27 protein-coding genes, 1 pseudogene and 1 riboswitch are annotated in these 25,601 nt (G+C 66.6%); of the genes and pseudogenes, 17 read left to right on the top strand and 11 right to left on the bottom strand.

The genetic code is table 11. The features are described 5' to 3' along the window. Positions 1-98: 98 nt before the first annotated feature. Together ACWEKS_RS26880 and ACWEKS_RS26875 are read right to left on the bottom strand one after the other, a co-directional pair. Positions 99-521, bottom strand: a complete 423-nt coding sequence (locus ACWEKS_RS26880) for a VOC family protein (RefSeq protein ID WP_452342631.1) — start codon at positions 519-521, stop codon at positions 99-101. 29 nt (positions 522-550) lie between these two features. Then, positions 551-1,195 (bottom strand): dihydrofolate reductase family protein, encoded by a 645-nt coding sequence (locus ACWEKS_RS26875; RefSeq protein ID WP_452342630.1) that lies wholly within the window; start codon positions 1,193-1,195, stop codon positions 551-553. A gap of 58 nt (positions 1,196-1,253) precedes the next feature. On the opposite strand from ACWEKS_RS26875, the gene ACWEKS_RS26870 reads away from it, so the two are divergent. Together ACWEKS_RS26870 and ACWEKS_RS26865 are read left to right on the top strand one after the other, a co-directional pair. Next, complete coding sequence (locus tag ACWEKS_RS26870; protein ID WP_452342629.1) at positions 1,254-1,790, top strand: winged helix-turn-helix transcriptional regulator; 537 nt, start codon at positions 1,254-1,256, stop codon at positions 1,788-1,790. Between the two features lie 359 nt (positions 1,791-2,149). Further along, positions 2,150-2,776 carry a hypothetical protein gene (locus tag ACWEKS_RS26865; protein WP_379385916.1) on the top strand — a complete coding sequence of 209 codons (627 nt, stop codon included), beginning with the start codon at positions 2,150-2,152 and terminating at the stop codon, positions 2,774-2,776. A 172-nt stretch (positions 2,777-2,948) separates the two neighbouring features. Here ACWEKS_RS26865 and ACWEKS_RS26860 read toward each other — a convergent pair whose 3' ends face one another. Beyond that, positions 2,949-3,707: a dienelactone hydrolase family protein gene (locus ACWEKS_RS26860; protein WP_452342628.1), complete on the bottom strand. Its 759-nt coding sequence runs from the start codon at positions 3,705-3,707 to the stop codon at positions 2,949-2,951. 176 nt (positions 3,708-3,883) lie between these two features. Between ACWEKS_RS26860 and ACWEKS_RS26855 the strand changes: the two genes are divergently transcribed. The 3 genes from ACWEKS_RS26855 to ACWEKS_RS26845 all read left to right on the top strand — a co-directional run bounded on the left by ACWEKS_RS26855 (position 3,884) and on the right by ACWEKS_RS26845 (position 5,898). Next, the gene (locus tag ACWEKS_RS26855; protein WP_452342627.1) at positions 3,884-4,693 is read left to right on the top strand and encodes a PIG-L family deacetylase; all 810 of its coding nucleotides are present in this window, start codon (positions 3,884-3,886) and stop codon (positions 4,691-4,693) included. A gap of 273 nt (positions 4,694-4,966) precedes the next feature. Continuing rightward, positions 4,967-5,518, top strand: a complete 552-nt coding sequence (locus tag ACWEKS_RS26850; protein ID WP_452342626.1) for a hypothetical protein — start codon at positions 4,967-4,969, stop codon at positions 5,516-5,518. 68 nt (positions 5,519-5,586) lie between these two features. Further along, positions 5,587-5,898 carry a hypothetical protein gene (locus ACWEKS_RS26845; RefSeq protein WP_452342625.1) on the top strand — a complete coding sequence of 104 codons (312 nt, stop codon included), beginning with the start codon at positions 5,587-5,589 and terminating at the stop codon, positions 5,896-5,898. 325 nt (positions 5,899-6,223) lie between these two features. Here the strand turns inward: ACWEKS_RS26845 and ACWEKS_RS26840 are convergent, their stop codons facing one another. Continuing rightward, a complete protein-coding gene (locus ACWEKS_RS26840; RefSeq protein WP_452342664.1) occupies positions 6,224-7,768 on the bottom strand; it encodes an acyl-CoA synthetase in 1,545 nt (514 codons plus the stop codon). A gap of 141 nt (positions 7,769-7,909) precedes the next feature. On the opposite strand from ACWEKS_RS26840, the gene ACWEKS_RS26835 reads away from it, so the two are divergent. The 4 genes from ACWEKS_RS26835 (at position 7,910) to ACWEKS_RS26820 (ending at position 13,367) form a co-directional block, all read left to right on the top strand. Then, on the top strand, positions 7,910-9,040 hold the full coding sequence (locus ACWEKS_RS26835; protein ID WP_452342624.1) for a PucR family transcriptional regulator: 1,131 nt from the start codon (positions 7,910-7,912) through the stop codon (positions 9,038-9,040). A gap of 300 nt (positions 9,041-9,340) precedes the next feature. Continuing rightward, complete coding sequence (locus ACWEKS_RS26830) at positions 9,341-9,865, top strand: MarR family winged helix-turn-helix transcriptional regulator (RefSeq protein WP_452342623.1); 525 nt, start codon at positions 9,341-9,343, stop codon at positions 9,863-9,865. Continuing rightward, the gene (locus tag ACWEKS_RS26825) at positions 9,862-12,549 is read left to right on the top strand and encodes an MFS transporter (RefSeq protein ID WP_452342622.1); all 2,688 of its coding nucleotides are present in this window, start codon (positions 9,862-9,864) and stop codon (positions 12,547-12,549) included. The genes ACWEKS_RS26830 and ACWEKS_RS26825 overlap by 4 nt, the downstream gene beginning before the upstream one ends. Continuing rightward, positions 12,546-13,367 carry a YceI family protein gene (locus ACWEKS_RS26820; RefSeq protein WP_452342621.1) on the top strand — a complete coding sequence of 274 codons (822 nt, stop codon included), beginning with the start codon at positions 12,546-12,548 and terminating at the stop codon, positions 13,365-13,367. Before ACWEKS_RS26825 ends, ACWEKS_RS26820 begins: the two co-directional genes overlap by 4 nt. 180 nt (positions 13,368-13,547) lie before the next feature. Here ACWEKS_RS26820 and ACWEKS_RS26815 read toward each other — a convergent pair whose 3' ends face one another. The 3 genes from ACWEKS_RS26815 to ACWEKS_RS26805 form a co-directional block, all read right to left on the bottom strand. Beyond that, positions 13,548-13,829 (bottom strand): hypothetical protein, encoded by a 282-nt coding sequence (locus tag ACWEKS_RS26815; protein ID WP_452342620.1) that lies wholly within the window; start codon positions 13,827-13,829, stop codon positions 13,548-13,550. A 286-nt stretch (positions 13,830-14,115) separates the two neighbouring features. Continuing rightward, on the bottom strand, positions 14,116-14,601 hold the full coding sequence (locus ACWEKS_RS26810) for a hypothetical protein (protein WP_452342619.1): 486 nt from the start codon (positions 14,599-14,601) through the stop codon (positions 14,116-14,118). Beyond that, the gene (locus tag ACWEKS_RS26805; RefSeq protein ID WP_452342618.1) at positions 14,598-15,305 is read right to left on the bottom strand and encodes a hypothetical protein; all 708 of its coding nucleotides are present in this window, start codon (positions 15,303-15,305) and stop codon (positions 14,598-14,600) included. The genes ACWEKS_RS26810 and ACWEKS_RS26805 overlap by 4 nt, the downstream gene beginning before the upstream one ends. Before the next feature lie 198 nt (positions 15,306-15,503). On the opposite strand from ACWEKS_RS26805, the gene ACWEKS_RS26800 reads away from it, so the two are divergent. Genes ACWEKS_RS26800 through ACWEKS_RS26790 form a run of 3 tightly spaced genes read left to right on the top strand, consistent with a single transcriptional unit; the run spans position 15,504 to position 18,418 of the window. Beyond that, entirely contained in the window at positions 15,504-16,064 is a 561-nt protein-coding gene (locus tag ACWEKS_RS26800) for a hypothetical protein (RefSeq protein WP_452342617.1), read from the top strand. A gap of 9 nt (positions 16,065-16,073) precedes the next feature. Beyond that, positions 16,074-17,408 (top strand): Dyp-type peroxidase, encoded by a 1,335-nt coding sequence (locus ACWEKS_RS26795; protein ID WP_452342616.1) that lies wholly within the window; start codon positions 16,074-16,076, stop codon positions 17,406-17,408. Continuing rightward, positions 17,405-18,418 (top strand): hypothetical protein, encoded by a 1,014-nt coding sequence (locus ACWEKS_RS26790; RefSeq protein WP_452342615.1) that lies wholly within the window; start codon positions 17,405-17,407, stop codon positions 18,416-18,418. Before ACWEKS_RS26795 ends, ACWEKS_RS26790 begins: the two co-directional genes overlap by 4 nt. A 228-nt stretch (positions 18,419-18,646) precedes the next feature. On the opposite strand, the gene ACWEKS_RS26785 is transcribed toward ACWEKS_RS26790, so the two are convergent. Further along, positions 18,647-19,861: a lipase family protein gene (locus ACWEKS_RS26785; protein WP_452342614.1), complete on the bottom strand. Its 1,215-nt coding sequence runs from the start codon at positions 19,859-19,861 to the stop codon at positions 18,647-18,649. Between the two features lie 633 nt (positions 19,862-20,494). On the opposite strand from ACWEKS_RS26785, the gene ACWEKS_RS26780 reads away from it, so the two are divergent. Together ACWEKS_RS26780 and ACWEKS_RS26775 are read left to right on the top strand one after the other, a co-directional pair. After that, positions 20,495-21,943, top strand: a complete 1,449-nt coding sequence (locus ACWEKS_RS26780; RefSeq protein ID WP_452342613.1) for an alpha/beta hydrolase — start codon at positions 20,495-20,497, stop codon at positions 21,941-21,943. A 76-nt stretch (positions 21,944-22,019) separates the two neighbouring features. Continuing rightward, positions 22,020-22,586, top strand: a pseudogene (locus tag ACWEKS_RS26775) (transposase); the annotation flags it as partial. Here ACWEKS_RS26775 and ACWEKS_RS26770 read toward each other — a convergent pair. Beyond that, positions 22,585-22,809 (bottom strand): hypothetical protein, encoded by a 225-nt coding sequence (locus ACWEKS_RS26770; protein WP_452342612.1) that lies wholly within the window; start codon positions 22,807-22,809, stop codon positions 22,585-22,587. The pseudogene ACWEKS_RS26775 and the gene ACWEKS_RS26770 overlap by 2 nt on opposite strands. 4 nt (positions 22,810-22,813) lie before the next feature. Further along, positions 22,814-23,017 (bottom strand): hypothetical protein, encoded by a 204-nt coding sequence (locus ACWEKS_RS26765; RefSeq protein ID WP_452342611.1) that lies wholly within the window; start codon positions 23,015-23,017, stop codon positions 22,814-22,816. On the opposite strand from ACWEKS_RS26765, the gene ACWEKS_RS26760 reads away from it, so the two are divergent. The 3 genes from ACWEKS_RS26760 to ACWEKS_RS26750 all read left to right on the top strand — a co-directional run bounded on the left by ACWEKS_RS26760 (position 22,965) and on the right by ACWEKS_RS26750 (position 24,758). Further along, positions 22,965-24,095 (top strand): helix-turn-helix domain-containing protein, encoded by a 1,131-nt coding sequence (locus ACWEKS_RS26760; protein ID WP_452342610.1) that lies wholly within the window; start codon positions 22,965-22,967, stop codon positions 24,093-24,095. The genes ACWEKS_RS26765 and ACWEKS_RS26760 overlap by 53 nt on opposite strands. Then, the gene (locus tag ACWEKS_RS26755; RefSeq protein WP_354836793.1) at positions 24,092-24,286 is read left to right on the top strand and encodes a DUF397 domain-containing protein; all 195 of its coding nucleotides are present in this window, start codon (positions 24,092-24,094) and stop codon (positions 24,284-24,286) included. The genes ACWEKS_RS26760 and ACWEKS_RS26755 overlap by 4 nt, the downstream gene beginning before the upstream one ends. Before the next feature lie 85 nt (positions 24,287-24,371). Beyond that, positions 24,372-24,434: riboswitch (guanidine-III (ykkC-III) riboswitch) on the top strand. A 9-nt stretch (positions 24,435-24,443) separates the two neighbouring features. Beyond that, entirely contained in the window at positions 24,444-24,758 is a 315-nt protein-coding gene (locus ACWEKS_RS26750; protein WP_452342609.1) for a DMT family transporter, read from the top strand. Positions 24,759-24,761: 3 nt separating this feature from the next. On the opposite strand, the gene ACWEKS_RS26745 is transcribed toward ACWEKS_RS26750, so the two are convergent. Continuing rightward, positions 24,762-25,418, bottom strand: coding sequence for a hypothetical protein (locus tag ACWEKS_RS26745; RefSeq protein ID WP_452342608.1), 657 nt, complete (start codon positions 25,416-25,418; stop codon positions 24,762-24,764). Positions 25,419-25,601: the final 183 nt, after the last annotated feature.

Raw genomic sequence — 25,601 nt, 5'->3', positions numbered from 1 at the left:
CAGGGACTTGGCATCTCGCAGTAGGGCATTGAATTGGTCATCGAATCCGTCATCGGTGGGATGATCCGTTCAATCGCGGTCGGCGGGGCAACCCCGAACTACGAGCGGTACTGAACCAGACAGAATTCGTGCTCCTCGGGGTCACCCATTACGACGACCACACCCTCGTCATAGTCGTGTCGCTCCCCGGTCCACTTTCCACCGAGCGCGACAACCTGGGCGATCCCCTGATCGATATCGTCCACTGCGACATCAAGATGCACGCGCACCTTGCCGCGCTTGGGCTCGGCGACCGGCTGAAAGACAAGGCGGGGCTGCTGATCTCCGGGATCCCCGAGATAGACCCAGCCAGGTTCGGAGGGCCCTCGCGGCCGATCCAGCAACGCACTCCAAAAATCTGCCACCCGTTCGACGTCGACGCAGTCGATGGTCACCCCGACCCAGCGATTAGCCATCACGTCAGTGTCCTGCAACGTCACCACTGCCGGCGAGACCGCATGGGACTCGGTGCCGCCCTGCACGTCCGGGCGGCACCGTCAGCTGATCCGAGCTATCGGCGCCAGAAGAAGTGGTGCGTCACGCCGCTCGGGCTCGGGATCTGCTCCAGGTGGAAGCGGTCGGTGAGTTCGTCGGGGCTGGTCCACAGTCTTTCGCCGTGGCCGAATTCGACTGGCGCGACGGCGAAATGGAGGGTGTCGATGAGGTCGGCGTCGAGGAATTGGCGGACCGTGGCCACGCCGCCGCCGATGCGGACGTCCTTACCTTCGGCGGCCTCGAGAGCCTGTTCCAGGGCGTCCTTCGGCGATGTGTTCAGGAAGTGGAAGGTGGTGGCGCCCCGGGTGATCGACGGCCGTACATGGTGGGTGAGGACGAATACCGGTGTGCGGAAGGGCGGTTCCTCTCCCCACCAGCCTTCCCACTCGTAGTTCTCCCACGGGCCTCGTTGGGGGCCGAATTTGTTGCGACCCATGATTTCTGCGCCGATATTGCGGTGCCACTCCCGGGTGCAGTAGTCGTCGAGGCCGTAGCTGCCGCCGGGCTCGGTCCGGGTGGGCGCGTGGGCGGTGGCGCCGGACCAGGAGAACAGCGCGGTCGCGTCGGCGTCGCCGAACGGGTGCGAGAGACTTTGCCCCTCACCGGCGCCGTACCCATCGCTGGAGAGATTGAAATTGTGAACCCGAACCATCTGCGCCATCGACAATCCCTTCTGGTTGCAATCTGCAATCAGTTCGGACTGTACCTAGACTGATCTTATGGTGCAACCAGTTGCTCATGACAAGCTGACGACGCCCCCGGGCAAGTCCGGCTGCCCGATCAATATGACGGTCGAGCTGCTCGGAGACCGGTGGAGTCTGATCGTCCTGCGCGACATCATGTTCAGCGGCGCCACCCACTTCCGCGAACTACTCTCCGGATCCATCGAGGGCATCGCCTCGAACATCCTCGCGGCGCGCCTGTCGAAACTCGTCGACGCGGGCCTGCTCACCCGCGACGACGATCCGAGCCACCGGCAGAAGGTGGAATACCACCTCACCGAAGCGGCGATCCAGCTCGTGCCGGTCATGGCTCAACTCGGCGCATGGGGCGCACGCTGGCTCGATACGACCCCGGAGCTGACCGTGCGAGCCGAACTCCTCGCCGCCGGCGGCCCCGCCCTATGGGAGCGATTCATGGCCGAACTCTGTGCAATCCACCTACACGGCGCACCGCCCCCAACCGACGGCGTCCTGTCGGAACTCACCGCCGCCTACGAAGCCGCAGTCCGCCGAGAACAGGAAGCCACCGGATAACGGCCGCGGAATTCAGGCGCAGCAAGAACTGCGTCACCAGCCGGCCGCGGTGCGGCCCGGAGTGCACCATGCCGGTTTGCACGAGAACCGTTCGCTCTCTGCCGTTTTCCAGGCCTCCAAGCGGCATTCGCCATATCAGCGGTACTGCGGCCACGCCACCGTCGGCCCACATGCACCGGAGCTCGAGATATCCGCTCAGATACTCCGGGGCGGCGCCGAGTGATCCGTTTCCGCTGTTCACCCATGGCTGCCGGGCGTTTGCCGACAGGCTATTGCCACAGCGATCTTGCCGGGGCAGGCTGAGGGGCGTCGGTGGCGTCACCGAGGCGCTGCCCCCGCTCAGAGGAGGTGGATCGAACGTGTTCGCACGCTCTAGCACGATTCAGGCGCAGCTGTCCTCTATTGATGCCGGGATTGCCTACATGCGCGATGAAGTGATGTCCGAATTGGCGGACATGCCCGGTTGGGTGGGCCTGTCGCTCATGGTCGACCGACGCTCCGGCCGGTGCATCGCCACGACCGCCTGGGAAACGGAAGACGCGATGCGTGACAGTCAGGGTCGAGTTCGCCCGATTCGCGATCGCGCGGCCGAAATGTTCGGCGGTGGCGGACCGCTGGTCGAGGAATGGGATATCGCCGTTCTGCATCGGGACCACCTCGCACAGGAGGGTGCCTGCGTCCGTGCGATCTGGACCCGGACCACCCCGGATCGGCTCGACTCGGCCATCAACGTCTACCGATCTGCTGCCCTGCCGGGCATGGAAGGGCTGGAAGGCTTCTGCAGTGCCAGTCTCATGGTCAATCGGGCAACCGGGACCACTGTCTCGAGTGCCTCGTTCGACAGCGCCGAGGCCATGGCTCGCAACAGCATGGAGGCCGCCGATCTCCGGGCATCCACGACCCAGCAGGCCGGCGTCGAGGTGACCGACGTCGGTGAGTTCGAACTCGCGCTCGCACACCTGCGCGTCCCCGAGTTGGTGGGTTAGTCCGCACCGGGCGGCGCCGGCACTCCGGCGCCGCCCGTCCGCGCGGCCGGGCCGTCGGAGACCCGGCATCCTGCCGATATCCTCGATCGCCGCCGCAGTCCACCACTTCCATGGAGCCGGAACGGCCCGGAAGCGCTTGTGCGCCTGTCAGAATCGCTGGGGACGGACGTGCTCAGCGCAGGTTGCGGTCGAACAGGTTCAGTAGTTCGCGGTAGTGGCGTTCGTCGGCCTCGGCGTCGTAGGCGGAGGTGTCGGCCTGGGTGTAGCCGTGCTGCGCGCCTTCGTAGACTTCGGTGCGGTGGCGGATACCGGCGGCATCGAGTGCCTTGTCGAACTGGGCAATGTGCTCCGGAGTCATGTGGTGGTCCTCGCCGGCGTGGGCGAAATACAGCTCCCCCGTGATGTTTCCGACGGTCAGGTGCGGACTTTCCGGACTGTCGGTGACGAGCGGGCCGCCGTGGAATCCGGCCACCGCCGCGACCCGGTCCGGGAACATGGCGGCGATGATCACCGCCAGCCGGGCACCCATGCAGTAGCCGGTGAGACCGACCTTGCCCGGGGCGACCTGCGGTGAGGCTGCCAGCCAGTCGAGGTAGGCGCCCGCGTCGGAACGCATTCGCTCCAGTGTCAGCTCACGGATCATCGGGAAGACCTGCTGGAAGATCTCCGGCCGCTCCGACGGGTCGATGAAGTCCGGCAGCTCGATCATCGGTGCGCGCCCGTGCCGGTAGAAGGCGTTGGGCAGCAGGACGGTGTAGCCGTGGGCGGCAATACGATCGGCCAGCGCCCGCAGGCTCGGCCGCAGCCCGAACCCGTCCTGGATCACCAGCACACCCGGATGAGTCGCGCCATCGTCGGGATGGACGACGTACGCGTCCGCGACACCGTCCGGTGTCCGAATGTCGACCGACATCCCGTGCACAGCAGTCACCGTTGAATCCTCCTGTCGCGTGCCCCTTTCGAACGTACCTCATGCAAGATCGGCCGATTCGACTCGGCGGCGGACAGACGCGAATGACGCGAGGCACGGGAATCACCGCTCCGAGTCGCGGTGTTGCTTCGTAGAGTGAATGCACCGAATCGCCGAGCGCACCTGGATGGGGACTCATGACCGACCAACTGACGATCATGGCCGTACACGCCCATCCGGATGACGAAGTCCTCAGCACCGGTGGGGTTTTCGCGCAGTATGCCGCCGAAGGAATCCGGACGGTCCTGGTGACCTGCACCAATGGCGAGCAGGGCGATGCGCCGGGCGGGATCAAGCCGGGCCTTCCGGGCCACGATCCGAATGCCGTACGGGCGCAGCGACTTTCCGAACTTCAGGAGTCGGCTGCGCTGCTGGACATCCAGCACGTCGAGCTGCTCGGCTACCGCGATTCGGGGATGGACGGCTGGGACGCCAACCACGACCCCGAGGCCTTCTGGAATATTCCGGTCGAGCAGGCGGCCGCACGACTCGCGGACCTCATGCGGCACTACCGTCCCCAGGTGGTCGTCACCTATGACGAAAACGGCAACTATGGCCACCCTGACCACATCCAGGCCAACCGTGTCGCAGTGGCGGCGGCAGCGGCAACCGATATCCCGGACAAGCTGTACTACACGGCGCTTCCGCGCGAATCCTCTCGCGAAATGTTCGCGGACCTGCGGCTGAGAGGCCTGATCGACTTCGAGCCGCCGGACAACTTCGGTACGCCCATGGATCAGATCACCACCGTCGTGGACGTGGCCGCCCATACCCGGCGCAAGATCAAGGCGCTCGAGGCTCACGCCAGTCAGAGCGACAGCGTGCCGTTCCTGCAGATGCCCGCCGAACTACAGCACTCGATCTTCGGCACCGAATCCTTCGTCCGCCACTTCAACCGCGTCGCCGCACCCACCCCGGAAACCGACCTCTTCGCCGGCCTCCGCTGACCGGCGTAGACCCTGCTCCACACCGTCACGGCGGGTTGTTCCGCCCGTCGTGACCTGGTGGACTCGGCAACATATGCAGACGCTGTGCCCCGTACCCGCCTCACATCATTGCGCCTTTTACGCATCGGCCCCCGGCAAGTAATCTTGATCCAGGGGAACGCACGCTACCGCAGGCCGGAGGACACCTTCGGTTGTAATGCGGGGCGAGCAATTCGATAGCGATCTTCAAGGCTGCACCCGTAGATTTCGAGGGGATCGAGAGGGTGAAAGGCTATGGCGCTCCGCATATCCGGTCGCGCGATTACCAGCGATGTGACGCCCGAGACCGCGCATCTGGTGTTCGGTTCCGGCGGTGGTACGTGGGTGTTGAGCTGGCTACCGGGGTGGGATCTGACCCGGGAGCAGGCCATCGACGGGATGGCGCTGGACGAGATCCTGAGCGACCCGTCACCCGCCGACCGGGAGTTCGCGTTGGAGATGGCCGCGCTGCGGGCCGAATCGCTCGGCCTGCGGCTCGAGGAGGTCGTGGTGCGGCTGTTCGCACGGATCGCCGAGCGGGATCGGCAGCAGCAGACGCGAACGGACGGGGCGGACGGTCCGCCGGGGAACACTGAGGGACCGTGCCGCACCCGCCGCCTCGAGACGATCCGCCCCGGTGCGCTTCGGCGACACGCTGAGCCCGCGCCAGGCGGGGAGCGGCCGACGGTGCGCATCGTGGATTCACGGCGAAGACGAGCCGCCCATCCGATGCCCGGGAACTGCACGCCATTGGGGGATTTCTCCCTAATCAGCCCCGATGGTGGGTCGTCGAGCAGATGTCGATGATCGATTTTCGGCGGGCATCGGGCACACTCGGAGGCGCCAACCGCACACGATCTCTTGGGAGTGAATGAATGCGCAAGATCCTGCCTTCCGCCCTGCTGGCCGCCAGCGCCGTGGGCGCCCTGCTGGTACTGCCCGCCGGCACCGCCAATGCCCTCACCCCGGCCTGCCAGGCCGCCAACGACATCCTCGGCAGCTACGGTTCGCTCGGCCCGAGCCCGCAGCAGAAGCAGGAGGTCGCCGACCGCCTGCACGCCATCGACGCCAGCGGCCAGGAGCGGTGGGCGATCGACAACTACGCCGACGCGCTGGCCAAGGGCGACGTCGCGCTGGTCGGCAACAACGCGGCGATCCTGAACGGCGTCTGCCAGACCGGCCAGTAGTTCTTCCTGCTCCGCAGCACACTTCGGGCCGGGACACGCCAGGTGTCCCGGCCCGAAGTGTGACGGTCGGCCGGCAACGATGCACTGCCCTCTACCTGGGCACGGGACTGGTGACGGCCGCCGATCCCGAAGCCGTTGAGCCGCCGGTCCCCGCGGCCGCGGAGCTCGACCAGGAACCGAGCGACACCCTGCGGGCCGCGTTGCCATTCGAGATTCCGCTCGTTCCCGAAGACAGTGCCTGGCAGATCGTTCCGAGCTGGATCTGCCAGTTCTTCACCGCCGCCGAACGTCCCGCGGCCTGCGATGCATCGCCGACCCACCAGGGTCAGTTGACCAGGCGCGCGTGCTCTCCCCAATACCGTTCGCGCAGGTCGCGTTTCAGGATCTTTCCGGCTCCCGACACCGGCATGGCGTCGACGATCTCGACGCTGCGCGGGGCCTTGTAGCCGGCGATCAGCTGCCGCGTGTGATCGCGGATCTCGGCCGGGGTCACCGAATGGCCGGGCTTGCAGACGATGACCGCGTGGACTCGTTCACCCCATTCCTCGTCGGGGACGCCGATGACGGCGACCGCGGCCACGGCGGGGTGCGCGGCGACGGCGTTCTCCACCTCGGCGGAGTAGACGTTCTCACCGCCGGACACGATCATGTCCTTCAACCGGTCGACGATGTGGAGGAAGCCCTCGGCGTCGAGGTAGCCGCCGTCGCCGGTGTGCAGCCAGCCCGCGCGGAGCGCGGCGGCGGTCTCGTCGGGCTTGTTCCAGTAGCCGAGCATGACGTGGCCGCCGCGGGTCACCACCTCGCCGACCGCACCCGACGGCACGTCCTGCCCGTCACCGTCGACAATGCGGATTTCGCTGTGCGGCACCGCCTTTCCCGCCGAACGCAATCGGCCGGCCCGGTGCTCGCCGGGGCCGAGCAGGGTGATGATGGGCGAGGCCTCGGTCTGGCCGTAGGCCTGGGTGAATCCGGCGCGCGGGAACAGCCGCATGGCCCGCTCCAGCACCGCCTCCGAGATCGGGGAGGCGCCGTACATGAGGTGCTCGACGCTGGACAGGTCGAATTCGGCCGCCTGTGGGTGATCGGCCAGCAGCTGGATCATCACCGGCACCAGCACGCTCGAGGTGACCCGGTGCTGCCGAACGGAACTCAGCACCGCCACGGGGTCGAAGGCCGGAACCGTCACATGGGTGCCGCCGACGATGAGCACACCCAGCCAACCGGCCAGATCCGCCAGGTGGAACATGGGCGCGGCGTGCAGGAACACCGTGTCCTGGGACATCAGGTAGCCGGTGGCGACGCCGCCGAGCGCGGAGGTCATCAGATTCGCGTGGCTGAGCATGACGCCCTTGGGGAATCCGGTGGTGCCGCCGGTGTAGAAGATTCCGGCCAGCGCGTCACCGCCGCGGCGGGCGTCGGCGATGGGCTCGGCCGCGGCGATCAGCGTCTCGTAGGACTCCATGCCCTCGGGCGTCGCGCCGTCACCGCAGTGGATCACCGTGGCCAGTCCGTCGTACCGCTCCCGCAATGCGGGCACCAGGGCCGCGAAGGCGTCGTCCACCAGGAGGACGCGGCTGTCGGAATCGGCGAGGCTGTAGGCGATTTCGGCGGCGCTCCAGCGGATATTGACCGGATTGAGCACCGCGTCCGCCCAGGGCACCGCGAGCAGGTACTCGTGGTACCGGTCCGAGTTCAGCGACAGCATGGCCACCCGGTCCCCCGGCCCGACCCCCAGCCCGCGCAGCGCCCCGGCCAGCCGGGACACGCGATCCAGCACCTCCCGATTGGTGCGGGTCCGCTCGCCGCAGATGGTCATGATGCCGTCGGGCCGCTGCTGAGCGGCGCGGTGCAGCCCCTGGGTCAGGTACATCGGGTAACCCTTCGTCGAACAACTGTGGTCGGTGTCACGAGTATTCGCGGGCACTGTGACGTGCGCCATGGAGATGGGGTTCAATTCCAGGTCGCCGGATTGTTGATTTCTCCAAGACACCGGTCGTAGGGTCGGGACACCATGAGTTCGAGTCGGGTGAGCGCGAAACAACGGATGATCACCGGGGTCCTGGACCGGGTCTCCGAGGCGTCCCAGCGCGTGGTCGCCCGCGCCCGCGCCGAGATGCCGGTCTACGCCCGCCTGTCCGCGACGACCGTCGTACGCAGCACCGAGGCCATCCTGCAGCGGCTGGCCCGGGCCCTGCTCGACTCCCGCCCGCTGCTGGCCGACGATCTCGACGCCCTGCGGGATTTCGGTGAAACCCGTGCCCGCCAGGGCATTTCACTGGCGGACGTGCAGAGCGGCTGGCGTATCGCGGTGCGCGAGATCCTGGCCGAGCTGACCGCGGCCGCCCATGCCGGCAAGGTTCCCGACCGCGTGCTGCTGGAGTCCATCACCGACCTCCTCGACCTCGTCGACCAGGCCTCCATCGCCTTCAGTTCCGCCCATCGCGAGGTCGAGATCGCGCTGGCCCGCCATGACGAGCAGTTCCGCGCCGAGGTCACCCGGGCCCTGCTGCTGGGCACGATCGGCCCCGCGGAGCTGCAGATTCGCGCCCAGCAGCTCGGCCTCGACGTCGACGGCGAGTACCGCGCGTACCGGTCCCGCCCGGATGAGGGACCGACAGTGCCTGCCCTGCAAGGTATTTCGACTGCGCGTGGGTTCGCCACCACGGTGGACGGCGATCTCGCGGGCTTTGTGGAAAACTCCAGCAGGCTCGAGGGATCCCGCCTGATCGCCTACGGCCCCGCCACGCGCATCGCGGACCTGGACCGCTCCTTCCGCCTGGCCACCCGGGTCCTCGCCACCGCCCAGCTGTTCGACCTCACCGGACCGCTGGACCTCGATCGCGTCGGGCTGCTGCCCGCCATCGCCGCCGACACCGAGCTGGGCGCCGAACTCGTGCGCCGCTACCTCGACCCGCTCGGCCCCGGCGAGGCCGCCCGCACCCTGATCGACACCGCCGAGTGCTTCCTCGACACCGGCATGCGGGTCGACGCCACCGCCGAGCGACTCATCGTGCACCCCAACACCGTTCGCTATCGCCTGTCGCGTTTCGAGGAACTCGCCGCGACCGATCTGCGCGGCGCGGGCACCGCACTACAGGTCTGGTGGGCGATCCAGCACCGCCGCGCGACCGGTCACGACTGAGCACGCCACCGGGGGCGCGGGAGCCACCGCGCCCGCCGCACTGGCGGTTCCCGCAGTGCCGGATACCGGTGCCCGGCATCGAGACCACCGGACCGTGCGAGTTGGGCGCGCAGGTGCTGACCTCACGGCGTGGTGAGGCTGCGCAGGGACGGCACAGCCTGCCGTACGAATTTCCCGGCCACGCTTCCGGTTCGCGGCGATCGCCGCCGAACCGGGACTGGAATCGAGCGGGCGAACGTGGGTATAGTTGGCACACGCAAGTAGTTGCACGTGCTAAGTAAGTGTGAGAAGGAACCGATAATGGCTCACACCACCCACGATCCCGATACCAGCACCGACCTGTCGGACGCCGGGGCGCTGGGGGATGCCGACGCGCTAGGGGCGCAACTGGTTCGGCTCCTCCGTGCCGTCGGCCGAGCCAAGCATCGGGTGATCAAACACGGTCCCGAAGGACTCGAACAGCTGGCCTACGCCATGCTGTTCACCCTGGTCCACGACGGGCCACAACGCACCGGGAAACTCGCCGAGCTGCTGCACGCCGAGATCTCCACCATCAGCCGGCAGAGCCGGAACCTGGTGCGCCACGGGCTGGTCGAGCGCGGCGCCGATCCGATCGACGGACGCGCGTGCGTGCTCAAGGCCACCGCCGACGGGGAGCGCGTCTTCGCCGAGAACCGGCGGCTGCGCAATCTCTGGATCGCCGAAATGCTGGCCGATTGGTCCACCGCCGACCGGGCAGCGTTGACCGGTCTGCTGGCGCGGCTCGTGGACGGCATCGAAAAGACCACCGCAACAATCGATTCGAAACAGGGCATCGACACATGACAACAGCGACGACCGACGCGCACGCAGGCGCACCGGCAGGCGCTCCACCCCAACTGTCGCATCGGCAGATCCTCACCATCCTGTCCGGCCTGCTGCTGGGCATGTTCCTGGCCGCGCTGGACCAGAACATCGTCAGCGTGGCGATCGTCAAGATCGCCAACAGCCTGCACGGGTTCGACCAGCAGGCCTGGGCCACCACCGCCTACCTGATCACGGCCACCATCAGCACCCCGCTCTACGGCAAGCTGGCCGACATCTACGGGCGAAAGTCCTTCTACCTCACCGCGATCGGGCTGTTCGTCATCGGCTCCGCGGCCTGTACCTTCGCCACCTCCATGTACGAGCTGGCGGGGTACCGAGCCTTCCAGGGCCTGGGCGCGGGCGGGCTCATGTCGCTGGCCATGACGATCATCGGCGATATCGTTCCGCCCCGCGAAAGAGCGCGCTACCAGGGCTATTTCATGATGACCTTCGGTATCGCCACCGTGCTCGGGCCGGTGCTGGGCGGCTGGTTCTCCGGCTTCGACCACCTGTGGGGGATCGAGGGCTGGCGCTGGGTGTTCCTGGTGAACGTGCCGATCGGCGTGCTCGCGCTCGGTGTGGTGGCGCGCGTGCTCAACGTGCCGCACCAGCGGCGTGACCTGCGGGTGGACTGGGGCGGCGCGGTGGCGCTGGCCATCTGCGTGGTGCCGTTGCTCATCGTCGCCGAACAGGGCCGCGGCTGGGGCTGGGGTTCGGGCCGGGCGCTGGTCTGCTACGCCATCGGGCTCGTCGGCCTGGTGTTGTTCCTCGTCGTCGAGCATCTGATGGCGGACGCCGCGCTCATTCCCTTGCGGCTGTTCAAGAATTCCACCTTCACGGTGTGCATCGTGGGCGGTTTCATCGTCGGTATCGCCATGTTCGGCGCGATCTCCATGGTCCCGCTGTACATGCAGGTGGTGCGCGGCTTCTCGCCCACCAAGGCGGGTCTGCTCATGCTGCCGCTGGTGGCGGGCATCATGATCGGATCGCTGGTCTCCGGTCAGGTCACCAAGCGCACCGGGCGGTACAAGATCCTGCCGGTGCTGGGCACGTTCATCATCGCCTGCGGCGGTGCGCTGTACGCGACGGTGCAGTACGACAGCGCGCTGTGGCAGCCGCTGGTCTACGGCGGCATCATCGGTCTCGGCCTGGGCGGCTGCATGCAGACGCTGATCATCGCGGTGCAGAATGCCGGGCCGCGTTCGGATATGGGTGTGTCGACCGCCGCGGCGACCTTCTTCCGGCAGGTCGGCGGCACGCTGGGCGTCGCGGTCTTCCTGACGATCCTGTTCAACCTGTTGCCGCACAAGATCACCGACGCGTTCGGCGGACACCTGCCGCCCGGATTCTCGGCCGACAAGCTCTCCAGCGTGCAGTCCAATACCGCGGGCATCGCGGCGCTGCCGGCGCAGGTGCGCGACCCCATCCTGATCGGGTTCACCAACTCGATGCACGGTGTGTTCTGGGCCGCGGCGGGCGTGGCCCTGGTGGCGTGCATAGTGCTGCTGTTCATGAAGGAGATCCCGCTCCAGGAGGCTCCGGCCGCTCCGGCCCCGGCCACCGATCTTCTGGCCGCACAGTCCGATCCGGCGGTCACGGCGCGAGAGGCCGAGGCCGAGTGGGCCGAGGACCAGGTATGGGAGGGTGCGGCGCAGGCGATCTCCCAGCCCGAGCCGGTGCTGGCCGCGGCCGCGGCAGCGCACAGCTCGATTGCCAACGGGCACAGCGTCATCGCGAACGGTCATGCCCTGCTCGCCGGTGAGCACGCGGCGGCCGACGACCCGGTGGCGCAGCGGATCGCGACCGCCGCACTCGGCGGGGCGGACGGCTCGTCGATCGGCGGCCGGATCCAGCGGACGGACGGCAGCCCCGTCCCCGCCGCGGCGCTCACCCTGATCGATCAACGCGGGCATCAGGTTTCGCGCGCCACCGGCGGTGACGACGGCCGCTATCGCATCGACTCGCCCGCTACCGGCAGCTACGTGCTCATCGCTTCGGCGAACGGGCACATGCCGACCGCGGTGAACGTGTCGATCAACGGGCGGTCGCCGGAACTGGACCTCACGCTGGAGGGTTCGGGCGAGCTGTCCGGCACCGTGCGCGCCGCGGGCGGCGAACTGCTTGCGGGCGTGACCATTACGGTGACCGATCTGCACGGCGAGGTGGTCGGCGCGGCCATCTCCGGTGACGACGGTGGTTATGTCTGCCACGGCGTCGGAGCCGGTACGTACACCCTGGTAGCGGCGGCCGAACGCCTGCGCCCGACGGCCACGGCACTGGTGGTGCCCGCCGGTGGCCTGCTGCGCTACGACATCGAACTGACCCCGACGGCGGCGCTCACCGGCACGGTCCGGGGCGACGGCCGGGCGGTGGCGAACGCCGAGGTCACCGTGCTGGACGCGGCGGGCACGCCGGTTGGGACCACCCGCACCGACGCGGACGGCCGCTACACGCTCACCGATCTGGACGCGGGCGCGTACACCGTCGTCGCCCGCGGCTATCCGCCGGTGACCAGCCGGGTGACCGTGCTCGGCGGCGAGGTCGAGCACTCCGTCGAACTCGGCTACGACCTGGAAAGCACCGAGCCCGAACGGGTTCCGGCGGAACAGGGCGAAAGCGAGCTCTACGCAACGAGTTCCGACCCGGCCGCGGAGTTGCCGTGACCGGCCTGACCGCCGAGATCCGCGGTCCGGAGGGCTGGCCGGTCGCCGAGGCGGTACTCACCGTCACCGACCTCGACGGCCACCAGCTCGCCCGGGCCGCCGCCGATGCGACCGGGGCGGCGGCCACCGCGCCGCTGCCCCCGGGCACGCACACCGCGGTTGTCACCGCGCCCGGCCACCAGCCGGTCGCGCTGATCGCCCGCGTCTCGGCCACCGGCGCGGGCACTCTCGGCGAAATCCGCCTGGAACGCTCCGCCGACGCGGTCACCACCCCGCCGCCGGGCCCCTGGACCATCGACCCGGCGCACTCCACCGTCCTGGTCACCGCCCGCCACCTCGGCATCGCCGGCATCAAGGCCCGCTTCGCCGAGGTCGGTGGCCGACTCGATATTGCCGAGATCTTCGAGCGCACCACCGGATACGCGGAAATCAAGGCCGCCACCGTCGACACCGGCATCGCCATGCGCGACGACCACCTGCGGTCGGCGGACTTCCTCGATGTCGAGCGCTTTCCGCTGATCACCTTCCGTGGCACCGGATTACACCGCACCGGCCCTACCGGCTGGTCGATGCCCGGCGCCCTGACGCTGCACGGCCGCACCCGCCCCACCGAACTCACGGTCACCTACGGGGGCTACGGCCCCGACCCGTGGGGTGGCGTCCGCGCGGCCTTCCACGCCGAAACCCTCTTGCACCGGGAGGATTTCGCGCTCGACTACAACGTCATGGTGCAGGCGGGTATCGCCGCGGTGGGCACCACAGTGCGTATCGAACTGGACATAGAGCTCGTCCAGGGAGACCGGTTACCCGCGATGTAGCGTGGACGCGCTCGATATGTCTACCCGGTGAGTATGAGGACATCCCCGGCCCGGGGAAGTCGGAATCCGGGGATGCCACAGGATCCTTGCAGCTCCTTCCGACTATGCGGGGGCGTCAGCCCGTGGTCTCAGATGCACCAGACCACACTGCCCAGGGGGAAGCAGATAGCAATTGATCCATCAGCGGGAGTAACCGCGGTCGATGTCGAACTCGGCGTTGCGGCCGAAGCTGCCGGAGCTGCGATAGCGCCCAACGGCAGGGCAATAGCGATTGCGGCCACGAACTTGATCATTTTGCTGGACATATCTGTTCCTCGATGTCGAGTGACTTGTCCAGTGCAGCCGGGCAACCTCGGTGATTGCCGCCGAGCCGCTGCGCTGGTGCTTGAGCGGCGAAGTCTGCTGAAGCAGACAGTGGTACGACTGCTGTCGCTCGCTTCGCCGCTCTCGGAAGCGGCTCATGACGCACTTCGTCGTTCTCGACCCCGACCAGTTGTCATGGTCCTGATGACGAGCGATAGCCACACGGTGAAGTTGCCGAACCAGATCCTGTGTGGGAATGGTCCGGTGCCAGGCACTGTCACTACCACGTCGACCTGGCGGCTCCGGTAGCTGTGTCGACCGAAGCAACGTCCTCTCCACAGTTTTTGAGAAAGGACGATCTTCAGGCTAACCGCGATCAGCCAGCATCCGCTAGGGGCCAGAAGTCTTCATTCGTAGGTCACCACTGCCGACCAGCTCAGACTGCTCAACCGCCGAGATTGGTCAGTGTCCGCACGATCATGAACACGGCGGCTACGCCGAAGCAGCTGAGTCCGACGACCCATACCTTGAACATCTGCCGTATCGGGATCAGCTTGCCCACCAGCCCCGCGTCCAGGTCGGCGATGTCCTGTTGCCTCGCGAATGCCGAGCCGTGTGCGCCCCAGGTTCCCACGTCGAGTTCAGTTTGTTCGAATCGCTCCAGCCAGAGCTCATCCTTGCGGCCGGCGAGGCGATGGCTTGCCATCAGCATGATCGAGATGATCGAAACGATCAGCGCGAGAAGCGAGGAGGCGATCCGCGCGACGGGGTCGTTGCCTGCTCCCATCGCAATACTGAACAGGAAGGCCTGGGCGGTCAGACTGAGCGCAGGCACCTGCCAGAGCAGATTCTCGTATTGCAGGTGCCGGTCCGCCACCGCGAAGTAGAGCAGCTCCAGATCAGGCGAACGCGGCGAAGGTGGCTCGTTCACGAAAGCCTCCGAGACCGATCGCCCTCGTCGCGGCGCTCGCCGATCAGTCCGGCGCGGGCCAGGAGCAAGCAGCTGACCACGAGCACCCAGACCGGGAACACCAGGGTCAGCCAGCGGCTCATCTCGCTGCCGATCAGCAGCACCAGGGCGGCCAGATAGCTGAGTACGACGAGCCAGCGGGGCATGAGCCTGGTCTTCGCCCAAATCGTCGCGAGCGAGATCATGAACACCGCGGCCATCCGCAGTGCGTAGGTTTGGCTCGCCGAGATCACCATCATCCTGGCGAAGTTGATCACCTCGGTGCGGGCGGGCGGATCGGTGACGCTGTTGTTACTCGTCACAAGACCGGCAATACCGGCGGTCGCGACGAACATCATTGCGACGAAGAGCAGTCCGCTGCACAGGAATACCGTCAGGAAGAACCGGTCTTCGTGGTGTCCGAACCCATCGCGGACGACGCCGATGAACCACAAGAAGCTGATTCCGGCGAATGGCATCAGCACGGTCGCCGTGGTGAGCGCGCCGCGCCGGCTCTGCAGCCATTGCGCCGAATCCTCGATATGGTCGGGCATTTGGATGCGAATCAGGACCAGCGTTGTACCGAGTAATATCGCGAAGAGCACCCCGGCCAGTGCGGCGGCTCGCGGCGTTGACAGTTGACCCAGAGGTGGCGCAGGCTTGCTCTGTTGCGACGGAGTCGGCATAGGGTCATCCTGCCAGAATGGGTTGCCTGCCCCGAGAATTCGGCGGTATCGCTACCGCGTAGAGCAGTCGGGCAGCCTAACAAAACGACAACAGTTTCCGGCCCTGGCCTCAGCCGATTCACGGCATCCATATTCGGTGCCGAATGCAGGTTACGACACGGTCTCAATAGGTGGCTTACTGCGAAAGGTGTGGACAACATGCCATCCGCCGATCAGGACTGGAGTAAACCAGCAGCGCTGGCCATTCCCAAAGAGGGCTACTTCGAACTGCAGCGCGGTAGATACGGTCCCATCTATCCACGGACCCCCGCCTGTTACGGATTCTCGATCATTGCCAAGGTGAAACCCGGCCGGGAAGAGGCCATCCGCGCCCACGGCAAGCGGATCCAAGACGCGGTGGCCGCAAGCCCGGACGTATTGGCACCGCTCCGGCTGCACTACCTGCGGTGGCTGCTGTTCGACGTCGGCTTCGGACTGTACTTCCAGTATCAGGGCATCTTCGATACCGATTTCGACAAGTACACCGAAGACGCGGTGATGCTGTTCTCGCAGACCGGTATCGACACCGTTTTCACGAACCTCGAGGGATTCCCGGAGGACTGGAAGGAAAATCCGGAGTCATTCGTGGAATTCGTTCGCAAACACCAGTTTCCGAGCTTCCTCGAGTACGGCGAGTACCCCTACGCCACCGCTGACGAGATCAAGAAGGCGCTGCGGGCGAAGGCGGCGTTCTCCGACATGCTCGATCAGATGCAGTAGCCCGGGGCCATGCTCGAGCTCGAGGATATTCAGCACATCCTGCTGACCCGCACCCCAGCGGTGACCGGGCGCTATGAGTTCCTGTCCTTCGACGACCCCGCCGGGGGCCGAGCCTGGTTGACGCCGCTGCTGGACCGGGTGCAGTCGGCCGCGGACGTGCGCGCCACGATGGACAGTTCGCAGCGCTGGATCACGCTGGCCTTCACCTGGAATGGGTTGCGGGCGCTCGGGGTTCCAGACCGAGCGCTTGCCACCTTTCCCGACGAATTCCGGGAGGGCATGGCCGCCCGGGCCGACATCCTGGGTGACACCGGCGCCAATCATCCCGACAACTGGGTGGGCGGGCTGGCCGGTGCCGACCTGCACGCCATCGCAATCCTTTTCGCCCGCACCGAGGATGAACGACTGCGCTGCACGGCCGAACACGAGAAGCTGGTGGCCGGCTGTCCGGGTGTACGCGTGTTGTCGTTCCTGGATTTGAACGCGACACCGCCGTTCAACTACGCCCACGACCACTTCGGGTTTCGCGACCGCTTGTCCCAGCCGGTGATGCAAGGATCCGGGGAAGAACCGACCCCGGGCTCGGGCGCGTCCCTGCAACCCGGTGAATTCATCCTGGGCTACCCCGACGAGGAAGGGCCACCCCACGGGCTGCCGCAGCCGGAGGTCTTGTCCCGCAACGGCAGCTACATGGCCTACCGGCGGCTGCAAGAACACGTGGGTGCATTCCGGAACTTCCTGCGTGAGCACGCCGACACCCCGGACGGGCAGGAGCTCCTCGCCGCCAAGATCATGGGCCGTTGGCGCAGCGGCGCGCCGCTCGTGCTGTCACCGGACCACGACGATCCCCAGCTCGGTGCAGATCCCTTGCGCAACAACGACTTCAACTACAAACAGATGGACCCGCACGGTTACGCGGTGCCGCTGGGCTCGCATGCGCGCCGACTCAACCCGCGCGACACCGCGCCGAACATGAACCGGCGCAGGATGATTCGCCGTGGCGCCACCTACGGACCGGCGCTGCCCGAGGATGCGCCCGACGACGGCGTGGACCGGGGCATCGCCGCGTTCATCATCTGCGCCAGCCTGGTTCGCCAGTTCGAGTTCGCCCAGAACGTCTGGATCAACGACAAGGCATTCCACGAACTCGGCAATGAGCACGACCCCATTTGCGGCGCCCAGGACGGCACCCTGGAATTCACCATCCCCAAGCGCCCGATCCGAGAGGTGTTCACGGGCCTGCCCGCCTTCACCACTCTCAAAGGCGGGGCGTACTTCTTCCTGCCCGGGATCAGCGCCCTGCGCTACCTGGCCACGCTCGAAAACCGAGAGGTGACCTCATGAGCAGCCTGCCGACGGCACGCACCTACAACCAGAGCCACATTCCGCGCACGGCCGATGGGCGGCGGCGGGTCAGCATCTACTGGACGTGGAGCTACCCCTGGGAAGCCCAACGCGACCCCGCCGAAATCTACAATCGCTTCTCCACGATGACCGAGGTACGCAACGTCACCTGGCCGGCCTACGAGACCCCCGACTACGACAAGGACCATTTCCTGCAGGGTATCGCCGGCACCCTCGAGCTGTTCCACCGTTCGACACTGGATTTCCAACAGCTGGCGGGGCAGGCCACCGGCCATCCCGTCGCGGTCTTCCAGCGCATCGATCAGGCCGGCTACTTCCTGCCCATCGACGAACGCATCCTGGCCGACACCGACACCCTGATGGTGTTCGGGCTCGACCATGTCCTCGCCGAACAGCAGGCCGCGCCCGAGGAGATCGACGCCATCCGTGAGTGGTTGCAACGGGATGGCACCTGCCTGCTGCTGGCGCCGCACCACGACGTCGGCTTCACCGACGACAACGCGCAGCGACAGATCGAATACGAGCATCACGGCGATCCGCTCGTGCCCCGCCAGCAGCGATTCGGCCAATACACGCGCTCACTGATGAAAGCGCTCGACGTGCCGGTGCACAACATCTGGGGCCTGCGCCCGGCAGTCGTCGAAGGCACCGATCAGATCGCCCCCGTCACCGCGTTCCGCGACCTGGACACACCCCGGCTCCTCGACCAGGTCACCACATTCAACTTCCACCCACATCTACCGCACTACGAACTCACCGCACCCGAAAGCGACTCGCTCCGCGTACTGGCCCGCCAGCGCGTCGACCCCCACCGACCGCATCCCTTCACCACCGCCGGAAACACCGAATTCAACACTTTGATCTGGATGCCGCCCGCCCGCCCGCGCGCCGGCGACATCCTGCTCATCGACTCCACCAACTTCACCACGCTCTTCGGCGGCACCGACAGCCTGCGACACCTCTGGCACAACCTCGCCACCATGAAATGACCTGGTACCACCACGGCGAGGCTGGGGTGAACAGCTCCGACGAGCCCATGACAGTGGTTGGTCCAGGCTGTGGAGAGCCCGGTGCCATCGTGAGCCGCAGTCATGCCTGCCCAGTTGATATCGAACTCCGGTCCCCGATTCGGCGAGACTTGTGCGGCGGTCGCCGTACGCGTCCCGTGAAGGTGAGTCCGGCCAACGGCCCGGCGGGGGTACCGGGTGCGCCGGCGGTCACTCCACCACACACCTCGCGGCTTGTGGGGTGCCCGCGAAGCGGTCGGCGAGGAAGTTCATGCCGCCGAGTGCTTCGCCCGCGGCGGCTCCGATGTGCGTCGGGAACAGCGAGTGGATCGCGGTGAGGGTGGCGCCCAGAGCGCAGTAGGTATCGACGAGGGCGGTGTAGCCGGCGACGGGGATCTTCTCGTCGGCGATGCTGTGGTACAGGTACAGCGGGGTGTCGGGAGCGGTGCGGCCGAGTTCATTGGGCAGGGCGGCGTTGCGGAAAGCGGGCTGCGCCAACAGGTTCGGGACTGTGGCGAAATCGTCGACGTGGACGTCGGAGTATTCCTGAGACAGATCCGCACCACAGCCGGAGGTGCCCGCGGCAAGCAGCGCGCGGCGGCCCCGGTCGTTCAACAAGTCGGCCAATCGGGAGGCGGGTTCGTTGCGGGCCAGCCCGAGCAGCATCAGTATCGCCCCGGCTGCGCTGTCGGCGCGTTGCGCGACGGCCGGGAGATCGGTGGGGATTCCGCCGGCGCTGGTGCCGACCAATCGCACGTCTGGTGCGTATTCCCGGCGCAACTGTGTGGCCCACAGGGTCGCGAAGGCTCCGGCCGAGTATCCCCAGGCGCCGATCGGGCTCGAGGCATCGATGCCGGCCGGCGAGAACGACCGCGCGGCCCGGATTCCGTCCAGCACTCCACGCCCGGATGTCACGCCGTCGAAGAGCCGGGACTGCGGCCCTTCGTAGTCGCTGGCCACGACGGCCCATCCCCGCAGCAGTGCGTCCGCGATGAACGGCACATCCTGCATGGCGCTCGCCATGTCGTTGTCGCTTCCGCCGCGCAGCGTGACCGACGGCGCGCACCGGGTGTCGAGACTGTTCTCGGGTACCTGGTACGACAACACCGGCCGCGGCCCGTTCCAGGGCACCGATGGCACCAGCACCGTGGTCACGTTCAACTGCGGACGCTCTTCGGAATCGGTTGTGCGATAACTCAATTGCCATGCCGACACCGGTACCGGCAGACCGAGCAGTGCGATCGTCCGCGCTCCGAGTACCGCGCCGTTCGGATGTGACGCGAGATCGGAGGGTGCGGCATAGAAGGGATCGTCACCAGGGGACAGCGAAGCGGCTCGCGCGACCGGCATCGACACCGCTGCCGGCAGCACGATCATGGCGAGTACGAGGGCCGCAAGCCATTGCAGGCCGATCCGCCACCACATCACTTGTTGCCCGGGCGTGCTGCCAACCGGCAGGCCGGGCGTATTGGTTGCCGAATACGCTGTGCGGCAAGCATTTTTTCGATATGTCGACAACATATGCCGGAATTCCATCACGCCTCCCGCGTCCACTAATCCGACGCGCAGGCAATCGGGGCCCGCACAATCAGTCGCACCAATTCGAGATCTAGATCACGGTAGCATAACGATCCCGCATTCGCAGCTGTAACTTTCCGACAACGGTCGAGGCCGCCCAGTACGGCGGAGAAGGCTCGCCGGACCGAGCGGATACGAGCGCGGGCGCCCGGTCTCGACACGGCGGGCTATTGCTCGGCATACGCCGCTATCGCGCTAGCCTCTGGGCCGTGCACGTCGCGCGCACGGCAAAACCAGATGTCAGAGGCACAACCATGATGTGACCGGGCAAGCATGTGTGACGCTCCTGAGAATTTCTGCCTCGCCGAGCCGGTTTCAGCAAACGTCTGTAGTGTGCTGGTCCGAGACCCCGGAAATAGCTGTGCGGCGGAATCAGGGATGCGTACACGGAGGTCGCGGGCAGGAGATGCGATGCCGACAAAATGGTTACGATGGCTCGTTCTGGGAGTCATATCGGCAGCTGCATTCGCCACGTTGCCCATGGGATCGGCAAGCGCCGATCCGATCGACGACATTCCGGGTGGGCTGGAGTCGTTCTATCACCAGCCGCTGAACTGGACGCCGTGTAACGATGCGGTGCTCGACGGTGCGGGGGCTCAGTGCGCGGGCGTTGTCGTACCGCTCGACTACAACCGACCGGACTCGCGCACGCTGACCGTAGCGATCTCGCGTATCCCGGCCACCGACCCAGCCCGCAGACGCGGGATCATGCTGTCCAACCCCGGCGGTCCCGGCGGTCCGGGCCTGAGCATGATCGCCGACCTCCGGGATCGGCTCACACCGGATGTCCGCGCCCGGTACGACCTGATCGGCATGGACCCGCGTGGTATCGGCCGATCGGACCGAATGAGTTGTGCGCTGCCGCTGCCCAGCATGTTGTTCTCGGCCGGCTTCGACGCCTTCGGCTACGCGCGCGACGCCACCCTGGCCGCCGCGTTCGCGGCTTCCTGCGTGATGCCCGATCCCGAGAAGGCTCGGTCCATCACCACCCGCAATACCGCCCGCGACATGGATGTCATCCGCAGCGCATTCGGCGAACGCGAGCTCAACTATTACGGCGACTCCTATGGCACCTACCTGGGCGCGGTGTACACGCAGATGTTCCCTCAGCACAGTGACCGGATCGTGCTGGACAGCGCCCTCGACCCGGACCGCTACTGGATCGGCACGTACCAGGACATGGGCGCCGTCAACGAGGCCGGGCTCGACGACTGGGCGATCTGGGCGGCCCGCCACGACGCCGACTACCACTTCGGCGACAGCGGACCGCAGGTCCGGGCCTTTGTCGAGGACCTGATCCGACGTGCCGCCGCCCATCCGGTCATCGGCAACGGCTATCTCATCGATGAACACACCGTTCCGATGATGCTGCTGTCGCTGTTGTCGAATCCGAAGAAGAACGTCAACCTCGCCGAGCTCGTGCGGACCCTGGACGACGCAGTGTCCGGGCTGCCCATCGACATGGAACAGCTGAAAGCGAAGGTCAGCGGTCCCGTTGCGCTGGATGCGTCGGGCATGGCCGCGGTCATGTGCGGCGACAAGGCCGCACCCCGGGACCTGGGCTGGTATAGCCGCAATATCGACAGCGTCCGGGCGACCCAACCGGTGTTCGGCGCCTTCGCCAACAACATCACCGCATGCGCGTTCTGGCCGGACCCGGTCGAGCCACCCACCGCCGTGCACAACGCGACACCAGCCCTGATCCTGCAGGCAACCCGCGACACCCGCACCCCCTACCAGGGGAGCCTTGCATTGCACCAGGACCTGACAGCGTCACGAATGGTCACACTGGCAGACACCCGCGTTCACGGCCTCCTCGGCTCCAACCTGAGCCAATGCGTGAACGAGGTCGTCAATACCTACTTCCGTGACGGCACCCTCCCCGATGCCGACCTCACCTGCCAACGCGACTCCGACAATCTCCCCTGACCTGACCCCATGACCTCGGTCCGGGGAGTGTGAGAGCCCTTGCGGCCCACGAAGTGGGCAGGAAGGCTCGAAAACCATGGCAACGCGCAAGAGTCACACCCCCGAGCAGGTCGTGCGCAAGCTGGGCGAGGCCGATCGGCTGCTGGGCGAGGGCAAAGACATCGCCGACGTGTGCCGGACGCGGCAGATCACCGAGGCCACCTACTACCGCTGACGCAACCAGTTCGGCGGGCTCGAGGCCGACGACGCCAAACGGTTGAAGGACCTCGAACGCGAAAACTCCACCCTGAAAAGGCCTCTCGCCGAGGCCGAGCTGGCGAAGGCAGCATTGCAGGAGATCGCCAAGGGAACTTCTGGACCCGGAACGCCGGCGGGCGGCCGTCGCGCATCTTATGCGCGTGCTCGAGGTGAGCGAACGGTTCGCCTGCCGGGTCACCGGGCAACACCGAAGCACCCAACGCCGCCCTCCGGCCGCGCAATCAGCCGCCGATCCCGATGCGGCACTGCGTGATCGGCTGCGCGAATAGGCGCGAGGTCATCCGCGGAAAGGGTCTGCCGCGCCTACCACGAAGCTCGCGCCGAAGGCTGGACGGCAAACCACAAGAGGATCCAACGACTCTGGCGAGCCGAAGGGCTACGGGTCAGGCGAAGCGGCGGGCCTTAGTGGCCAGCGCGACCCGGCCACGAGGGGTGATGCGGTAGCGGCCGCGGGGACGGCTGGGTGTGATGAGGCCACGGGATTCCAGGCGGGAGAGGGCATTTCGTGTGCGCCAGCTGGTCAGGGCGGCAGATTGCTGGATCTGCGGAGCGGTGAGGGTGTGGTCGGGGTGGAGGGTGGCGAGGACGGCGATTTCGGCGGGGGTCATGGGGTCACCTGGTCGAGTGGGGGCGGTGGCGGCCGGTGGGATGGCCGGGTGGACAAGGGATGTCGAGGTGGCCGCCGGTGGACAGGGGCAGGCGCAGGGTGGTGGGGCGGGACTCGCGGCCGAGGCGGTACGAGTCCCACGCGGTGCGGGCGGTAATGGCGGTGCAGACCACGATGATGGACAGCAGCGCCCATGCGTCCCAGGGCATTTCGGACTCCCTTTTGCGAGGAATTCTTCGAGATTCGGTGTGGCGCGCCGTATTCAGTAGACACTGCGCGGGACGAATTGACACCATCGAATCGTGCAATTCATTCCAATTCGTTGGACATCCACCGAGGGCTATTCCAGTACGGAGCTTCCCAGATAGAGAGGCTAACGAAATGGCGGGATCGACATTGCCCCGCAGGGCATTTGGACGTGCACTCCGAACCTTTCGCATTCAGGCCGGAAAAGGGCAACTCGCGGCCGGTCGGCACATCGAGATGTCACCCCAGAGCGTCGGCCGCCTGGAGGACGGCCAGCGCGTCAAGATGTGCACAGCACAGATCAGGGACCTACTCGAGTTCTACGGCGTCCCCAATCCGAGCCCGAAACGGGACGAGGTGCTGCGGTTGTGGGAGGAGGTCAAGCAACAGGATCTCATCATGAAGGCGCAGGGCGGCACCGCCGGCTGGTGGCGGGCCTACAGCGATCAGTTGGATGCGCACTTCGATCATTACCTGAGACTGGAGGAAGAGGCGGATCACTTGACAACGCATCAACTTTCGCTGGTACCGGGCCTGTTGCAGACCGCTCAGTACCGCCGAACCCTCATCAGCTTCGCCGAGCTAGAGCTGTCCACCGTCGATATCGAGCGCCGCCTCGAGTTCTCCGCACGGCGGCAGGCGCGGCTCGAACAGGACGACTTCCGGCTCGACGCGCTGCTGTCGGAGGCGGTGCTGCGACATCGCCCTGGCGGACCGTCCGTCATGGCCGCACAGCTGCGGCGGCTCAGCGAGGCCGGCGAGCGCGAGAACGTATCGATTCGAGTGGTGCCATCCGCCACCGAAAACAACTGCGGTCTGGTGGTGCGGTCATTCACGCTGCTCGAATTCCCGCCACTCACAAACAGATTGGTCGAGCCGCCGGTCGTCTACATCGAAGGCTATGAAGGCGCGATCTATCTCGAACAGCGAGAGGTCATCGCCCGGCATCGGCGGGCCATCGACACTCTCCGGCAGGTAGCGTTGAGTGAGGACGCCAGCCGCGATCTGGTGTGGCGCATCGCGAAGGAGTGCACCGCGTGAGCTTCGACCTTTCCAACGCCCAATGGTTCAAGTCCAGCAAGTCCCCGAACGCTTCGGAGTGTGTCGAGATCGCCTTCGCCGACGATGCCGGGCTCGTCGGGGTGCGTGATTCGAAGGATCCGGGTGGGCCGGTGCTCGTCTTCTCCGGTGAGCAGTGGGATCGATTCCTCGGTAGTGGGATCTGGCGCTGAGATACAGCTGGTGATCTCGGCGGATGGAGGCGGAGATCACCAGCCGGGAATTTGCCCTGTTCGCTGAATATTTGCCATCGTGTAGGCAGTCCCCGGTTGGGGGCCCGGACGAGGGAGCCGTACCCGGTGTGCGACAAGACGGCCTTGGGAGGTTGTCATGTCGTGGCTGGTACTGGTCGTGTCCGGGGTGTTCGAGGCCGTGTGGGCCACCGCGCTCGGGAAGTCGGAGGGGTTCACCCGGCTCGGGCCGACCGCGGTGTTCGGGGTGGCGCTCGTGGTGAGTATGACGGGACTGGCCTACGCCATGCGGGGGCTGCCCGTGGGGACGGCGTACGCGGTGTGGGTGGGGATCGGAGCGGTGTTGACCGTCGTCTATTCCATGGCTACCGGTGGGGACTCGGTCAGCGCGGTCAAGGTGCTGTTCCTGGGCGGGATCGTTGCGTGCGTGATCGGGTTGAAGCTGGTCGGGTAGCCGCTATTTCGGGGGTTCCAGCCTGACCGCGTCCGCGGGGACGCTGGGAACCGATTGCACGGTCTGGGTTTTGGCGGCGGGGTCCGCGAGGAGCAGCCGCCAGTCCTCGGACGCCCAGAGCACCGTCTCGGCGGTCGCGGTGATGCTGGCGTCGGAGTAAGTGGCGTAGACGGTGAGGTCGGCGCGGTCGGGGGTGTAGGCGGTGAGCTTGTAGGCCGTGATGCGCGGGGCCACCACCGGATTGGCGGGGGCGGTGATCGAGACCTGCGCGCGGGCCAGTACCCAGGAGTCCTTGGCCGGACCGGGAATCAGCGAAATCGCTGCCACCTGCGGCCATGCGCCGTCCGGGGCCAGTGACAGCCGGGTGCTGTGATTGATGGCGGCCAGCGCCGCTCCCTGCGGGGTGTGCGAGAAGCCCGCGGCGGTGGTGCCGAGTTTGCTGGGACCGTCGTGACTGCCGATGGGGAGTTGGACTCCCTGGTAATTCTCCCAGTGCACGTCGGCGGGCGCACGGGTCGGATCGACCGGTGTGGTAGTCGTTTTCGCGGCGCTCTGATCACTGACTCCGCAGGCAGCGACGCTGAGGACGGCTGCGGAGGCGAGCAGGGTCGCGGCCGCGGCGGCGAAAGTTTGCGCGTTATGTGCTGGCTTGGCGCGCATGAGAATTCCTCCGGGTGGACCTGCGGGTGGTCGAGAAGTGTTGCGGTGAAGCCGGTTCGGATGACGCGCGGGCGGGCGACGTGTCGTGATCCTACGAGTGCCGGAGCTGATCCACGAGTGTTGCTCGGCTCGGTTTAACAATTCGTCACTCCTGTAACGGAACCGGTTGTGGGGGCCCACGAT

Source organism: Nocardia sp. NPDC004711, assembly GCF_053601595.1.
This window is presented reverse-complemented; position numbering and strand designations above follow the sequence as displayed.

Bases quoted from the DNA above. Each gene is read 5' to 3' on its own strand.
- ACWEKS_RS26770 (WP_452342612.1), bottom strand. From the start codon at position 22,809: ATGACCCCCGCCGAAATCGCCGTCCTCGCCACCCTCCACCCCGACCAC.
- ACWEKS_RS26845 (WP_452342625.1), top strand. From the start codon at position 5,587: ATGCGCAAGATCCTGCCTTCCGCCCTGCTGGCCGCCAGCGCCGTGGGC.
- ACWEKS_RS26840 (WP_452342664.1), bottom strand. From the start codon at position 7,768: ATGTACCTGACCCAGGGGCTGCACCGCGCCGCTCAGCAGCGGCCCGAC.
- ACWEKS_RS26805 (WP_452342618.1), bottom strand. From the start codon at position 15,305: ATGCCGACTCCGTCGCAACAGAGCAAGCCTGCGCCACCTCTGGGTCAA.
- ACWEKS_RS26785 (WP_452342614.1), bottom strand. From the start codon at position 19,861: ATGTGGTGGCGGATCGGCCTGCAATGGCTTGCGGCCCTCGTACTCGCC.
- ACWEKS_RS26745 (WP_452342608.1), bottom strand. From the start codon at position 25,418: ATGCGCGCCAAGCCAGCACATAACGCGCAAACTTTCGCCGCCGCGGCC.
- ACWEKS_RS26765 (WP_452342611.1), bottom strand. From the start codon at position 23,017: ATGCCCTGGGACGCATGGGCGCTGCTGTCCATCATCGTGGTCTGCACC.
- ACWEKS_RS26795 (WP_452342616.1), top strand. From the start codon at position 16,074: ATGCTCGAGCTCGAGGATATTCAGCACATCCTGCTGACCCGCACCCCA.
- ACWEKS_RS26825 (WP_452342622.1), top strand. From the start codon at position 9,862: ATGACAACAGCGACGACCGACGCGCACGCAGGCGCACCGGCAGGCGCT.
- ACWEKS_RS26780 (WP_452342613.1), top strand. From the start codon at position 20,495: ATGGGATCGGCAAGCGCCGATCCGATCGACGACATTCCGGGTGGGCTG.
- ACWEKS_RS26850 (WP_452342626.1), top strand. From the start codon at position 4,967: ATGGCGCTCCGCATATCCGGTCGCGCGATTACCAGCGATGTGACGCCC.
- ACWEKS_RS26790 (WP_452342615.1), top strand. From the start codon at position 17,405: ATGAGCAGCCTGCCGACGGCACGCACCTACAACCAGAGCCACATTCCG.
- ACWEKS_RS26760 (WP_452342610.1), top strand. From the start codon at position 22,965: ATGGCGGTGCAGACCACGATGATGGACAGCAGCGCCCATGCGTCCCAG.
- ACWEKS_RS26800 (WP_452342617.1), top strand. From the start codon at position 15,504: ATGCCATCCGCCGATCAGGACTGGAGTAAACCAGCAGCGCTGGCCATT.
- ACWEKS_RS26855 (WP_452342627.1), top strand. From the start codon at position 3,884: ATGACCGACCAACTGACGATCATGGCCGTACACGCCCATCCGGATGAC.
- ACWEKS_RS26870 (WP_452342629.1), top strand. From the start codon at position 1,254: ATGGTGCAACCAGTTGCTCATGACAAGCTGACGACGCCCCCGGGCAAG.
- ACWEKS_RS26875 (WP_452342630.1), bottom strand. From the start codon at position 1,195: ATGGCGCAGATGGTTCGGGTTCACAATTTCAATCTCTCCAGCGATGGG.
- ACWEKS_RS26835 (WP_452342624.1), top strand. From the start codon at position 7,910: ATGAGTTCGAGTCGGGTGAGCGCGAAACAACGGATGATCACCGGGGTC.
- ACWEKS_RS26830 (WP_452342623.1), top strand. From the start codon at position 9,341: ATGGCTCACACCACCCACGATCCCGATACCAGCACCGACCTGTCGGAC.
- ACWEKS_RS26750 (WP_452342609.1), top strand. From the start codon at position 24,444: ATGTCGTGGCTGGTACTGGTCGTGTCCGGGGTGTTCGAGGCCGTGTGG.
- ACWEKS_RS26815 (WP_452342620.1), bottom strand. From the start codon at position 13,829: ATGAGCCGCTTCCGAGAGCGGCGAAGCGAGCGACAGCAGTCGTACCAC.